At 32.9% G+C, this 14,083-nt stretch carries 16 protein-coding genes; 6 read left to right on the top strand and 10 right to left on the bottom strand.

Annotated elements, in window-relative coordinates:
• Positions 1-132 precede the first annotated feature (132 nt).
• Positions 133-1,110, bottom strand: coding sequence for a ribonucleotide-diphosphate reductase subunit beta (locus OD917_RS21130; RefSeq protein WP_026728414.1), 978 nt, complete (start codon positions 1,108-1,110; stop codon positions 133-135).
• A 335-nt stretch (positions 1,111-1,445) separates the two neighbouring features.
• The gene (locus OD917_RS21125; protein WP_198855470.1) at positions 1,446-2,015 is read right to left on the bottom strand and encodes a DUF3109 family protein; all 570 of its coding nucleotides are present in this window, start codon (positions 2,013-2,015) and stop codon (positions 1,446-1,448) included.
• A 356-nt stretch (positions 2,016-2,371) separates the two neighbouring features.
• Here OD917_RS21125 and OD917_RS21120 point away from each other — a divergent pair, with 356 nt between their 5' ends.
• The 3 genes from OD917_RS21120 (at position 2,372) to OD917_RS21110 (ending at position 3,865) form a co-directional block, all read left to right on the top strand.
• Complete coding sequence (locus OD917_RS21120; protein WP_091494800.1) at positions 2,372-2,950, top strand: MarC family protein; 579 nt, start codon at positions 2,372-2,374, stop codon at positions 2,948-2,950.
• 104 nt (positions 2,951-3,054) lie between these two features.
• Positions 3,055-3,258 carry a hypothetical protein gene (locus OD917_RS21115; RefSeq protein ID WP_008465053.1) on the top strand — a complete coding sequence of 68 codons (204 nt, stop codon included), beginning with the start codon at positions 3,055-3,057 and terminating at the stop codon, positions 3,256-3,258.
• 1 nt (position 3,259) lies between these two features.
• Positions 3,260-3,865, top strand: a complete 606-nt coding sequence (locus tag OD917_RS21110) for an NAD(P)/FAD-dependent oxidoreductase (RefSeq protein ID WP_263525400.1) — start codon at positions 3,260-3,262, stop codon at positions 3,863-3,865.
• Between the two features lie 116 nt (positions 3,866-3,981).
• Here the strand turns inward: OD917_RS21110 and OD917_RS21105 are convergent, their stop codons facing one another.
• The 5 genes from OD917_RS21105 to OD917_RS21085 all read right to left on the bottom strand — a co-directional run bounded on the left by OD917_RS21105 (position 3,982) and on the right by OD917_RS21085 (position 7,379).
• Positions 3,982-4,299 carry a hypothetical protein gene (locus tag OD917_RS21105; protein WP_263525368.1) on the bottom strand — a complete coding sequence of 106 codons (318 nt, stop codon included), beginning with the start codon at positions 4,297-4,299 and terminating at the stop codon, positions 3,982-3,984.
• Between the two features lie 90 nt (positions 4,300-4,389).
• On the bottom strand, positions 4,390-4,755 hold the full coding sequence (locus OD917_RS21100) for a nuclear transport factor 2 family protein (RefSeq protein ID WP_263525367.1): 366 nt from the start codon (positions 4,753-4,755) through the stop codon (positions 4,390-4,392).
• A 16-nt stretch (positions 4,756-4,771) separates the two neighbouring features.
• On the bottom strand, positions 4,772-6,349 hold the full coding sequence (locus OD917_RS21095; RefSeq protein WP_263525366.1) for a S41 family peptidase: 1,578 nt from the start codon (positions 6,347-6,349) through the stop codon (positions 4,772-4,774).
• Positions 6,349-6,780: a deoxycytidylate deaminase gene (locus OD917_RS21090; RefSeq protein ID WP_263525365.1), complete on the bottom strand. Its 432-nt coding sequence runs from the start codon at positions 6,778-6,780 to the stop codon at positions 6,349-6,351. The genes OD917_RS21095 and OD917_RS21090 overlap by 1 nt, the downstream gene beginning before the upstream one ends.
• Positions 6,781-6,785: 5 nt before the next feature.
• Entirely contained in the window at positions 6,786-7,379 is a 594-nt protein-coding gene (locus OD917_RS21085) for a HupE/UreJ family protein (RefSeq protein WP_111286982.1), read from the bottom strand.
• Between the two features lie 169 nt (positions 7,380-7,548).
• On the opposite strand from OD917_RS21085, the gene OD917_RS21080 reads away from it, so the two are divergent.
• Positions 7,549-7,980: a TerB family tellurite resistance protein gene (locus OD917_RS21080; protein ID WP_263525364.1), complete on the top strand. Its 432-nt coding sequence runs from the start codon at positions 7,549-7,551 to the stop codon at positions 7,978-7,980.
• A 134-nt stretch (positions 7,981-8,114) separates the two neighbouring features.
• On the opposite strand, the gene OD917_RS21075 is transcribed toward OD917_RS21080, so the two are convergent.
• Both OD917_RS21075 and fbp read right to left on the bottom strand, forming a co-directional pair.
• Positions 8,115-8,594, bottom strand: a complete 480-nt coding sequence (locus tag OD917_RS21075) for a hypothetical protein (RefSeq protein WP_263525363.1) — start codon at positions 8,592-8,594, stop codon at positions 8,115-8,117.
• Positions 8,595-8,752: 158 nt separating this feature from the next.
• On the bottom strand, positions 8,753-9,757 hold the full coding sequence (fbp, locus tag OD917_RS21070) for a class 1 fructose-bisphosphatase (protein WP_263525362.1): 1,005 nt from the start codon (positions 9,755-9,757) through the stop codon (positions 8,753-8,755).
• A 171-nt stretch (positions 9,758-9,928) separates the two neighbouring features.
• Here fbp and OD917_RS21065 point away from each other — a divergent pair, with 171 nt between their 5' ends.
• Together OD917_RS21065 and OD917_RS21060 are read left to right on the top strand one after the other, a co-directional pair.
• On the top strand, positions 9,929-10,417 hold the full coding sequence (locus OD917_RS21065; RefSeq protein ID WP_263525361.1) for a GNAT family N-acetyltransferase: 489 nt from the start codon (positions 9,929-9,931) through the stop codon (positions 10,415-10,417).
• Between the two features lie 65 nt (positions 10,418-10,482).
• Entirely contained in the window at positions 10,483-11,742 is a 1,260-nt protein-coding gene (locus tag OD917_RS21060) for an aspartate kinase (RefSeq protein WP_263525360.1), read from the top strand.
• A 75-nt stretch (positions 11,743-11,817) separates the two neighbouring features.
• Here OD917_RS21060 and OD917_RS21055 read toward each other — a convergent pair whose 3' ends face one another.
• Complete coding sequence (locus OD917_RS21055) at positions 11,818-14,064, bottom strand: TonB-dependent receptor domain-containing protein (RefSeq protein WP_263525359.1); 2,247 nt, start codon at positions 14,062-14,064, stop codon at positions 11,818-11,820.
• Positions 14,065-14,083: the final 19 nt, after the last annotated feature.

The following is a 14,083-nucleotide window of genomic DNA, read 5'->3' as shown; positions in this document are numbered from 1 at the left end:
ATTTCGAATTTAAATGCGTCAAAAATTGCTATTGAATCTATGACTTGGGGAAAGAGATTCAACCTTAAAATATTTTTTTGTAATCTTTTTTTAGCATCTCTAGAAGATAGACACTAAAAGTATTTTTGTTGTCTAAAAATCTGCATCAAATGAAATTTTTTGAGCGTCACTATCTGTGTTCATCACACCAGATTTTTGATACTCTGCAACACGTTTTTCAAAGAAATTAGTTTTTCCTTGAAGCGAAATCATGTCCATGAAATCGAATGGATTCGCTGATCCGTATACACGCTCGCAACCCAACTCTACTAATAATCTATCGGCAACGAACTCTAAGTACTGTGTCATTAAAGTAGCGTTCATACCAATTAAACTTACCGGAAGAGATTCAGTTACAAACTGTCTTTCGATATCTAAAGCATCGACAATAATTTCTTTAATTCTGTCTTTTGGAACTTTGTTTACCAAATGGTGATTGTGCAAGTGAACCGCAAAATCACAATGTACGCCTTCGTCACGAGAAATCAACTCATTAGAGAATGTTAAACCTGGCATTAAACCACGTTTTTTCAACCAATAAATTGAGCAGAAAGCTCCTGAGAAAAAGATTCCTTCAACAGCAGCAAAAGCGATTAGCCTTTCAGCAAATGAATCAGACTCGATCCATTTTAAAGCCCACTCTCCTTTTTTAGCAATTGCAGGAAATACTTCTAAAGCATTAAACAATTCTGTTTTTTCTGCTTCGTCTTTAACGTAAGTGTCAATTAACAACGAATAAGTTTCACTATGGATATTCTCCATCATGATTTGAAATCCGTAGAAAAATTTCGCTTCAGCGTATTGTACTTCATTTACAAAGTTTTCAGCAAGATTTTCGTTTACGATTCCATCAGAAGCCGCAAAGAATGCTAAAATATGTTTAATGAAATATCTTTCGTCGTCATTCAACTTATTATTCCAGTCTGTCAAATCTTGGTGCAAGTCGATTTCTTCTGCAGTCCAAAAACTAGCTTCCATCTTCTTATACCATTCCCAAATATCATGATGTTTAATCGGAAAAATAACGAAGCGATTTTTATTTTCTTGTAATATTGGTTCGATTTGTGACATGACAGATTCTGTTAATTTTTTTTATTGAATTTTTACTCATTCAGTAGACTACAAAGATTGTCAATTAACGTCAAAAATAAAAGCCAAACTTATTCACAATCGGACGTAGTTTTTAACAAAGGCCTAAATTTGAGAATTTTTTCAGACAATAATTAATTTACTGCTAATGAGTCGATTAAAAACACTTTCTATTCCTTAAAGCCCGTAAAATATAGACTTTTTCGAATAAAAAGCAAGAAATTTTAAATAGTTTTAAAAAGTTTTTTTTGAGTCAAAACTTTATTTTTTTGAGTCAAAAGATGTAGTCAAAAAGACTATATTTTTCAGTGTTGATTTTAGGAATTTTTATGCTCTTCAGCAACCTTTTCAAGTTCTAAATACCAGTCTTCTCCAAAACGTCTAATTAACGCTTCTTTTACAAATTTGTAAACTGGAACTTCCAATTCTTTACCTAACGAACAAGCATCATCGCAAATATCCCATTTGTCATAATTGACCGCCGCAAATTCTGTGAAGTCTTTTACGCGAATTGGATACAAATGACAAGAAACTGGTTTTTTCCAATCAACGACTCCTTGGTTGTACGCTTGTTCGATTCCGCAAAGTGCAGTTTTTCCATCGAAAATTACATAAGCACAATCTTTATTATCAATAAGCGGAGTTTCTAAATCGCCATCAGTTCCCTTTACCCAAGTTCCCTGCGCCTCGATTGCTTCTATTCCTTCTTTTCTTAAAAAAGGTTTTACTTTAGGATAGATTTCTTCTAAGATTTTAGTTTCAGCCTCATTTAAAGGCGCGCCCGCATCTCCATCAACGCAACAAGCTCCTTTACAAGCAGACAAGTTGCACACAAATTCTTTTTCCAGAATGTCTTCTGAAATAATAGTTTTACCTAACTGAAACATGATATTTAATACTGTAATTTATAAAGTGCAAAGATAGTCAAAGAAAGGAGATAAAATAGGATGAAATTTAACCGCAAAGTTCGCAAGGATTTACGCAAAGTTTCGCAAAGTTTATACATAAAGATTTCCAATACCTATTCTAACTTTGCGAACCTTGCGAATTTAACTTTGCGTGCTTTGCGGTTAAACCTATTATAAGTTTTACTAAATGCAAAAGAAAACAATAATTGTTACAAATATCACTTTTTTAATCAATAAAACATGTTTTTATAACAAAAATACAATCTATCGAAAAATCACCTAACTTTATTAACTACTTTTGCAGCAGTTTTTTAATCCCTAAAAATCAAAGCGATATGTTAGAAATCGATTTTAAAGAAATCATTACCGTTAGTATGGTACTTTTTGCCGTAATTGATATTGTTGGATCAATTCCTATTATTGTGAATTTAAGAGCAAAAGTCGGTCACATAGAATCTGAAAAAGCTTCTATCGTTGCAGGAGCGATTATGATTGTTTTTCTTTTTGTTGGAGAAGGTTTATTAAACTTAATTGGCATTGATGTCCATTCATTTGCCGTTGCAGGGTCGTTTGTATTATTTTTTCTTGCTTTAGAAATGATTTTAGGAATCAGAATTTATCGTGATGAAGAACCTGGCTCTGCCTCTATCGTACCATTGGCTTTTCCTCTAATCGCCGGAGCAGGAACAATGACCACTTTATTATCGCTTCGATCTCAATTTCATACCATTAATATTATTATCGCAATTTTGCTAAATATTATCTTGGTTTATATCGTTTTAAAATCTTCTAAAAAAATCGAAAATTTACTAGGAGAAAACGGACTTGGCGTGGTTCGTAAGACATTTGGAGTGATCCTTTTAGCAATTGCTGTTAAATTATTCGCTGCTAATGTTAAAGGTTTGTTCGTCTAAAATTAATTTTTATACATTTACCCCGTAAATTATTCTAAATATAAAACTCTTAGTCATTTTTCTAGAGTTCTACTTTATTATTTTAGACAAACAAAAACAATCTTATGAAAATTTTCACTTCAATCTTAGTGCTTTTGGCATTAGCTTTAATCGTTTTTAATATTACGCTATTAGACTTTAAAAACCCTTTTCAAGGAGATAGTATGGTAGCTTTTATTGGAATCGCCGCTTCATTTTGCGCTGTTTTGATTCTTTTGATTTTTAGAATTTCAAAAAGAATTGAAGAAAAAATGAATGACAACAGATAATATGTTTGATGTTTTAATTATTGGCGGAGGAGTATCTGGAATGTCTTGTGCTCTTGTCTTAGGATCCGCAAAGAACAAAACTTTTGTTACTGACAAAAAAATAGGAATTTTTACTCATCAGAAAAATTCTTCTTTACAAGAGGCAATATTTTATAATGCTTACGGAATTACTCCAGGAAAATTAGGTTCTGAACTTTTAACTGAAAGTATACAGGATTTAGCAACAACATATCCACACATTACTCAGGTTCCAAATGAGAAAGTAATGAAAATTGAGGGCAGTTATCCTGAATTTACCGTAGTGACCAACAAGAATTCATACAAAACAAAAAATATCGTAGTCGGAATTGGTTCTGCCAATACTTTCGATATTGAAGGTTTAATGCAATTTGTTGAACCTCATAAAAAAGCACTTCCAGAAAAACAACGTATTCAGCTTAAAAACGAAGATCATAAAGTTTCTGACGGAATTTATGTAATCGGAACTTTAGCGGGGTGGAGAAGTCAATTGGCAATTGCAGCCGGAAGTGGCGCTGCTGTAGCAACAGATATTTTAACTTTATGGAATAACGGCATACAGACTCACGCTCACGATAGTATTCGATAATACGCTATAAAAATTATTAAACCATATAAGTTATACAAGTTCACGTATGCTTTGCGCATAGTTTAAATGAACTTATATAACTTATATGGTTTATTTTTTTAAGTTTTTTCGCCTTTTTATTTAACCGAAACGATTTCCGTTACTTTAATATGGTTTTCATCTTCAGATTTCCATTTTTCTCCTTTAACAGATACTACATCTCCAATTTTTAATTGTTTGTAATTCTGAGGCCCGCCAACGTTTACAATACTGATTGTTGCAAAGTATACTTCTTTTGAGTCTGTTGTAATTTTGGCTGTGTAACCATCTTTACCCGCTTCTATACCGTCTACTTTTCCTGAAACTATAGCATTGGTATCATTTTTCATAGTTGTACAAGAGATTACAAAAGTCATTAAGAGCACTAGAAAACTGATTCTTTTTAGATTTTTCATATATTTTAGTTTAACCGCGAAGTTCGCGAGGATTTACGCAAGGTGCGCAATGTTTTATTTTAAGTTAATATTATTTTATTGCATCAAACTTTACGCCAACTGAACACAGCTCCCTGCAATAACTTTTAGATTCTTACCCGATTTTTTCCAAACTCTTATATATTTGAAAACTCCGCTGATCGAATTATTATCGTAAGTTGCCTTTAAAGCAACTGTAACAGCAACAACAGCCGAATCATCAATTATATTCACAATTTGATCTGACGCTTCCAAAGAATTAATTTTTAGCTTTCCTGAACGATATGATTCCAAATCAAACTCTTTAGTTATGGTTTGTCCGTCGGGCATATTAAACAATAAATCATCATGAAGGATTGTTTCCAAAGCCATAACATCCGATTTTTTAATTGCAGTCAAGAGTTCGATTTCTGCATCAACAACGGCTTCTATTTTCATGATATAAAGATTGAAGTTATTTCTTTGGAGCTAGAATTGTTTTTATCATGGCATCATCTTTCAAGATTACATCATAATAATACAATTCTCCAAACAGCTGTCGTGCAAATTCAGCTGTAATATGACGGTTTACGAGCGCTTTCGTTTTATCCAATTTCAAGTCCAGACCTGTCATTAAAATATAGTTTTTAAATCTTTTGAAATAAAAATCTGAACTTTTCATTTTAGTCAAAAACTCATTGAAATTATCTCCCGCAAAAGCATTTCTATTTTTATCTAATTCTTCAAAGACAAAATGGCCAACAATTCCTGTTTGCAATAAATAAGCAACATTTTCATTTCCATGCTCTGCTTCCATTGGGACAAAAACATCTGGAACAATTCCGCCGCCGCCATAAACGATTTTTCCTTTCGGAGTTTTAAATTTTAAAGAATCGGCTACTTTTATACTATCTTTTGCGTATAATTCTCCCGTTGCAATTCTAGATTCTGATTCTTTAAAATATTCTTCGTTCCCTTTTTTATAAGGTTTCTGAATCGATCTTCCGGTTGGGGTATAATAACGCGCCACAGTTAATCTTACTGCAGATCCGTCATTAAAATCCATTTCTCTTTGAACCAGACCTTTTCCGAAAGAACGTCTTCCAACAATAGTTCCGCGGTCATTATCTTGAATTGCTCCTGCTAAAATTTCGCTCGCAGAAGCGCTATTTTCATTAATTAAAACATATACTTTTCCAGTTTCAAAACTTCCTGCTTTTGTCGCATATGTTTTTTCGGTTGAGCCGTTTTTGCTTTTCGTGAAAACGATTAATTGTTTGTCTTTTAAAAACTCATCGGCAATGGCGATCGCTTCTTCCATATAACCGCCACCATTATCGCGAAGGTCAATTACAAGCGACTGAATTCCTTTTTGTTTTAATCTCGCTAAGCCAGTTTTAAATTCATTGAAAGTGGTTTCTGCAAAACGATTTATTTTGATGTAGCCAATATTATTCCCAATCATTAAAGAAGCATCAACGCTCTTAATTGGAATAATATCCCTTTTTACTTTAAACTTCAATTTCTTTTGTTCTGATTTTCTAAAAACAGTCAGTTCGATTTCAGAACCTTGCAATCCTTTTAATTTCGAAAACAAACTATCAGAAGGCAGTCTTCTACCGTATAATTTGGTTTTTCCTGCAAATAAAATTCGGTCTCCAGATTTTAATCCTGCTTTCGCCGAAGGGCCATTTTCTACTGGTTTTATAATCGCAACCGAATCTTTATACATATAAAAATTGATGCCGATTCCAACGAAATCACCTTTCATACTTTCGGCAACCTCAGCCTGTTCGCTTGGCGGAATATAAACTGAATGCGGATCTAATTTAGAAAGAATATTATCGACTGTAAGATTTACAATCGAATCGGTATTGACGCTATCAACATATTCGGTATTGATAAAATCAATGAGTTTGTTAAGTTTGGTTTTGGAGTAATTTTTAGCCAAAAGCTGGTCACTTGCAGGAGCATTCATCAAGCTTCCGGCAATTGTTCCAAGAGCAAAAGTTGCTCCTATGACTATTGGTAAATATTTCGAATTAAATTTCATTACTCTTCTAAAACAGGAATATGTTCTACTTCGACACCCGCTTTTATTAAAAATTGAATTCCGGAATCATCTCGATATCCATCTTGATACACCACTCTTTTTATTCCCGACTGATGAATTAATTTACTGCATTCTTTACAAGGCGAAAGTGTAATATATAATGTTGCACCTTCGCAAGACTGCGTTGATCTTGCTACTTTCAGGATTGCATTTGCTTCGGCATGCAGAACATCCCAGCGCGTTAATCCGTCTTCATCTTCGCAGCAATTTTCAAATCCAGATGGTGTTCCGTTGTAACCATCCGAAATGATCATTCTGTCTTTTACGATAATTGCGCCGACTTGTTTACGTTTACAGTAAGAAAGCTGGCTCCACTCTTTTGCAATTCGCAGATATGCTTTATCGTATTTATTCAGTTTTTTTATTTCCATTTAATTTATCTGTTCCAAATTGGGCTTTCAATAATCATCGGAATTACAACTCCAATAACGAAAGCCGACATTACAAGTGCCCAGTCTCGTTTTGAAAAACGAAAAACTGTCTGCACTATATATGAAATTACCAGAACAACAAAGACTACTATTAACTGAGCAGCTTCTATTCCTAAGGCAAACTCTCCCAAAGGTAACAATTTTGAGGTTGCTGAACCTCCTAAAATTGTTTTGAAATAATTAGAAAAACCTAAACCATGAATAATTCCAAAGAATAAAGTTATGAAAAATACCAGATTTATACTATCATTTTTAGAAGTCTTACCTGCCGTAAATAAATGATAAAGAGCGGTTATCAAAATTGTAATTGGAATCAGGAATTCTACAGTATTCACTTTTATTGCAATAATTCCGTAAACCGAAAGAATTAAAGCCAAAGTGTGACCAACTGTAAAAATAGAAACCAAAAGAAAAATTCTTTTCCAGTCTTTAAACAAATATGGAACAGTTAAGGCGATTAAAAAAAGAACGTGATCGTAAGCATTGATATCCAAAACGTGTTTTAATCCTATTTGAAAATAAATCCAAAATTGTGACATAGGTATATTGTAATTAAATAATTAGGGGTTGTAAACTTACGATTAATTTTCAGAATTAAAGATTCAAGCCTCCAATTCCTTCAATAAAAATAAGTTAAATTTTATGAGAAATTTAAAATTGTTAATGTAAAATAAAATTTATATTTGTGTTTTAAAAACTTAAATAATTATGTCATTTTCAGAATTATTCGATAGCGAATTTAAACAAAGAAACAAAGGACACTTTTCTGCTATTGTTCGCGTAGCATTGGCTGACGGTGTTGTATATCCAGAAGAAAAAGAGTTCTTAGACAAATTGGCTTCTCGTTTAGAAATTACAGAGTCAGAATACGAAGAAATTCTTAGTGATCCTTTAAAATATCCTATCAATCCGCCATACTCTTATGTACAGCGTTTGGAGCGTTTGTATGACCTAACCCGTATGGTACATGTTGACCATCATCTAGAAGACAAACAAGAAGTGCTTCTAAAAAAGATAAGTGTAGCTCTTGGATTTACTCCAAGTAATGTAGATTATATTATTGCAAAAGCATTGTCATTAGTAGACAAAAAAGTTGACGCAGACACTTTTATTTACGAAATGCAACACATGCATAAATAATAGTTTTTGGTTTTCGGTCTAAGTTTATAGTATATACTGATATTGGAAATTTGAAACTTCTAAAAAATAAAACCCGACAGATTTTTAAAAACCTGTCGGGTTTTATTTTTAATTGATTCTGAATTTTATTGAGGTTATTCCATCACGATTTTTCCGCTCAGCGTACCTTTAAAATTTACTTTTTTATTGTTTATATCATAAACTTCTGGAGAAACAAATTCAAAATTAAAATTAGAATCACCATTATCTGTTATTTTCAGAGAATATCCACTAATATAATATCTTTTATCTGGAGCATAAAACTCAGCCATTGCCAATAATTCATCAGCCGTTCCAATTCCAAATGAGTATTCGCCAGTCAAACTTTTCTGAGTTGCAGGAAACGAAATATCAATATATAAGAATTCTTCCATTCCTTCATTGCTTATTACAAACCGAACTCTTTTCTGAGATTCAAAACTTGCCGGCTGATAGGAGTAAACTGCTTTATTGGGTTTAAAGGTTATTCCATCAATAACAATTGAAGAATTCACTCCCGATTTATTGTCTTCATCAGATGAACATCCAACTGCAAAACCTAACACTAGAAAAAGAATTAAAGTAATATTTTTCATATAATAATTTTAATCAAATATATGTAAAAGACTCAAATGCAACTTATTTTTATCTTATTTTTTTAATTGATTAAAAAACAAAACCCGACAGATTTTTAAAAATCTGTCGGGTTTGCTATTTATAGTCCAGACTGAAAACTGAGACTGAGACTAAAAACTTATTCAGCTGCCATAAATTCCTCTGCTTTTTCTACCATATCAAGGCTTCCGCAGAAAAAAGGAACCCTTTGATGCAGTTCGGTTGGCTGAATTTCCATGATTCTATTGAACCCGTCTGTAGCTTTTCCTCCCGCCTGTTCTGCAATAAAGGCCATCGGGTTACATTCGTACAGCAAACGTAATTTCCCTTTTGGCGCTTTTGAACTTGTTGGATAAATATAAATTCCGCCTTTAATCATATTTCGATGAAAATCGGCTACCAGACTTCCAATATATCGAGAAGTATATGGCCTGTCTTCTTCTTCCTTCTGGCAGTATTTAATGTAATTTTTTACGCCCTGCGGAAAATGAACATAATTCCCTTCGTTTACCGAATAAATATTTCCGTTTTTTGGAAATTTCATATTCGGGTGTGAAAGGTAAAATGTACCAATCGCCGGATTCAGTGTAAAACCATTTACACCATATCCAGTGGTATAAACAAGCATTGTCGAAGTTCCATAAATTACATAGCCTGCTGCAACTTGATTGATTCCCGGTTGTAAAAAATCCTCGCTAGTTACCGGAGTTCCTATTGGTGTAATTCTTCTGAAAACAGAAAAAATAGTTCCAACAGAAACATTAACATCAATGTTTGAAGATCCGTCAAGCGGATCCATTAAGATAACGTACTTATTATTATGACAGTTGTCGCTCCCCTGAACTGTAATAAAATCGTCGTTTTCTTCAGAAGCAATACCACAGACAATCTCACGGTTTATTAACGTCTGGATAAATACTTCGTTTGCATAGACATCTAATTTTTGCTGATCTTCTCCTTGAATATTCTGCTCGCCAGCGGCGCCAATAATATCCACTAAACCCGCTTGATTAACTTTATGATTGACAACCTTGGCTGCCAAACGAATAGAGTTGATAATTCGCGAGAGTTCTCCCGACGAATACTGAAATGCTTTTTGGTTCTCAATAATAAACTCTCCCAGTGTTTTATTGCGTTCTTCCATTGCTAAATCGTTATAGTTTTATTTTTAAGTCACAAATATCGTCTATTTTGTGAGAATGATTTAAAAATTATTTTGTTAGTTTGCTACTATTGTATATTTGCTAATAATCTGCAAAAAGCAACCTTTAAAACGTTGCTTTTTTAGATAATAAATACTTAAAAATACGAATACATGAATATTAGAAAAGGAAATCCTGAAGACATGAAATCGGTGCTGGGACTTATTCAGGAGCTAGCTATATTCGAAAAAGAACCCGAAGCAGTCGTTATTACGGAAGAAGATTTAGTGCGTGACGGTTTTGGCGAAAAACCATTATTTCACGTTTTTGTGGCAGAGATTGAAAACGAAGAAAAACAAAAAGAAATTGTTGGAATTGCTCTGTACTATTACCGCTATTCTACTTGGAAAGGAAAAACAATTCATCTTGAAGATTTAATTGTAAAAGAAAAAATGCGTGGCACAGGTTTAGGATCTGCTCTTTATGCCGAAATCATGAAACAAGGTAAAAGAGACGGCGTGCGAAGAGTAGAATGGAATGTTTTAGCGTGGAATACACCAGCTGTAAACTTTTACAAGAATTCTGGCGCAAAAATTCTTGATGATTGGCAAGTTGTACAAATGGATGAAGCGGGAGTTAATTCATTCTTAGAAAAATTATAAAAAACAAAAAATTAGGATTTCGCCTCAAATCTGAAATCTAAAATCTAAAATCTATAAAATTAATAATGAGAGTATTTAAATTTGGTGGTGCGTCGGTGAAAGATGCAGATGGAATTAAAAACGTATACGACGTTTTACAAAAAGTAGGTTACGAAGACGTAATTCTTGTAGTTTCGGCTATGGGAAAAACAACAAATGCTCTTGAAGTTGTAATCAAGAATTACTTTGAAAAATCGACAGAATTGAATTCTTCTGTTCAGGAAATTAAAAAATATCACAATCAAATCTTATTGGATTTGTTTGAAGACGAAAATCATGACGTTTTTGCAGCTGTAAATGCACAATTTACTGAATTGGAATACTTTTTAGCTCATAATAAATCTCCAAATTACAATTTCGTTTACGATCAAGTTGTGAGTTTTGGAGAATTAATTTCGACTAATATTTTAAGTCATTTTATGAATTTCATGGGAATTCAGACGCAATGGCTTGATGTTCGTAATTTCATTAAAACGAATGCAAACTACAGAGATGCAGAAGTAGATTGGGAAACAACTCAGCAAAACATCAGCAAAAATGTTCCAAGAAAACAATTAAATATTACCCAAGGTTTCTTAGGTGCTGATGAAAATAACTTTACAACAACTTTAGGCCGTGAAGGATCTGATTATACTGCGGGAATTTTTGCTTATTGCTTAAATGCTGAAAGTGTAACAATATGGAAAGACGTTCCTGGAGTTATGAATGCTGACCCTCGTTATTTTGAAAATGCAAGTTTATTGAATCAGATTTCGTATCGTGAAGCAATCGAATTGGCATTTTATGGAGCAACGGTTATTCACCCAAAAACATTACAGCCGCTACAGAAAAAAGAAATTCCGCTATACGTAAAATCATTCGTGAATCCTTTATTGAAAGGGACTTGCGTTTCTAAAGGCGTTGATTTAGAACCGCAATATCCATGTTTTATTGTAAAAAGAGAACAGCTTTTAATTTCACTTTCTTCTATTGATTTCTCTTTCATTATGGAAGAAAACATCAGTGAGATTTTTGGATTATTCCACGAATTTAAAATCAAAGTAAACTTAATTCAGAATTCTGCAATTAGTTTCTCTGTTTGTGTGGAAGATAAATTTGGAAATTTCCCAGAATTGAATGCCATTCTTTCTAAAAAATTCAAAGTAGAATACAGCGAAAATGTAACCTTGTATACAATCCGTCACTTTACAGAAGAAGCGGCTCAGACAGTTGAAGCTAACAAAGAAGTTTTATTGAAACAAGTTAGCCGTGAAACGATGCAGATTGTGACTAAGGAATTAAATTAATATCACTCAAAAAAGGTAATTATTCAATTCAAATTATAAAGAAAGGGCTTCATTTAATTATGAAGCCCTTTTTAATTACCTCGCCCTATTATTCTCCGACTGCTCAACTTCTGATTTTTTATAAGTGGTCTTTTTTGAATTTCCAAAATTGTAGGTCGCGATCAATTTAAAATAATTACTTGTGTAAGTTCGATGATAATAAATTTGGGTTTGCCCGACATTGTAATCGCCCGAAACCATAAACTTGTGAAAGATATCATTGGCAGAAAAATTGAGTTTTAAAGTGTCTTTGAAAAAGTTTCTTTCGATTCCTAAAGTTACTGTCGAACGACTGTTGTTGCTTCCTAAACCGTAGCTTCCATCACTTAAATACCAAGCTAAAAGCTGTAATTTAAAAAGGTTTGGAATCGTAAATGTATTATTCGAATACAAATAAAATTGAGGTTTTACGGGACTAAACTCAAATGCATAAAAATTATCGACAGATTTCTGCCAAGTCACACTAATTATATTAGTAGAATTCCACCATTTGAGATTGAAAGATCTTGAAAGCGAAGTAAAAAATGTATGCCCTTTTTCGAGGTTTAAAGCTCTTAAAATATAGCTGTTTGGTGTGTCGCCGCGCAAAGCCGCCGCAGAAATTGGATCGATTCTAAAAGTGTATCCAATCTTAAAATCAAACTTTTTATATATCGTACCAATTTCAAAAGCATGTGTTTTTTCTGGAAGCAAATTCGGATTTCCTTCTATTGTAGTAAATGGGTCTTGGTAAATCACATACGGATTTAAAGCCTGATATCTTGGCCTTGATATTCTTGAAACATACGAAAAATGCCCTTTCCAATCTTCAGAAAGATTAAAATTTAAAAGTATGTTTGGAAAAAAATTGCCGTATGATTTTTCAAATTTCTGAATTCCATTGGCATCTGTAAATAGATTATAGCTAGTTTTTTCGGCTCTTGCTCCAACCGAAAAATTGACTTTTTCGCTCAATTCTCCGATATGATTAAAATAAGCCGCAGCAATTTTTTCGTTGTATTCAAAATCGCTCGAAAGTTCATCGTCCAATTCAAAATCCATATCTTCGGGATCAGCAATCAGGAAATCTGTTCCTGATTTTATGGTGGCGTGACTGAACTTTGCTCCTATTTCAAGCTTTGTTTTTTCATTTAATTTCTTTGAATAATCAGTTTGAACAGCAATAATATTAATTCGGCTTCCCACATTATTCTTCAAATATCTTTTGTCATCGATTTCGTCGACCAAACTGTTTTCTTCAATAAAATCTCCAATAGCCTGATTATAATTGGAATATTGTGAACCAATAAATAATGTCGAACCTTTATCATCAGTCTTCATATTATAATTTAAATTGACAAACTGATTTAGCAAAACATCATTTCGATCCACTTCTGTTGCATAAAAACTACTTCCAGAATTATTCGTTATAGTATTCCTGCTTTCTGTAATTCCTCCCAAATCATTAACATTTCCGCTGTAAGCAAGAGAAATATAATTATCAGGAGAAAAACTGTACTGAAGTCCAATTCCAAAATTAGAATAATTATTAAATCTTCTTTTCCAATCGGTTGTCAATTCAGATTTCATATATTCGTTAGGATTTGGCCGTGTTCTCGTAGTGTATAACAATTCTCGATTTCTTCCTAACTGCAAACCATAATTGGTTATAAAAGAAAATTTTCCTTTAGAATAACTAAAATCAAGCAGTGTATTATAGCTCGTTCCACCAAATTTGGAAACCGACACATGCTGATTGGCCGTTCCCATCATACCGCTTTCGATATTTTGTTTTGTAATAATATTAATGACTGCTTTTCCTTCAGCATCATATTTTGAAGAGGGATTAGAAATAACTTCAATTTTCTGAATTTGAGAAACTGGAATTGCCGCAAATCGTTCGAAATTGATTAAAATTCCGTTGAGATAAATTATTGCTTCGCCTTTTCCGAGAACGCTGATTTCTCCATCAGTAACCACAACATTTGGAACTCTTGACAATAATTCGTTTACCGAACTGCTTGCAGCCAAAACGGTTCCGTTTACATTCACATCTATATTTCCGTTTGTGCCATATTTTACTAGTGAAGTCTGGCTTTTTACAACGACTTCGTTTAACTGATTATGATCTAGCTTCTTGATTATAGAATCTAAATCAGATGATGGTGGTATTGTTTTTTCTATTAGTTTATCTTCTTCAACATAAGATTTATCTTGATTTTTTTTTCCAGATTGAGCTTTTACTTCGATGGATGAAAAAATCAAACAATAAATAGAAACGAAAATTAGAATTAAAAACCTCATAAATTTTTAGTGATTAAGT

This window comes from Flavobacterium sp. SH_e, from assembly GCF_025717045.1.
GTDB lineage: Bacteria > Bacteroidota > Bacteroidia > Flavobacteriales > Flavobacteriaceae > Flavobacterium.
Note: the sequence above shows the minus strand (reverse complement) of the source record. Positions and strands in the feature narration are given on the sequence as shown.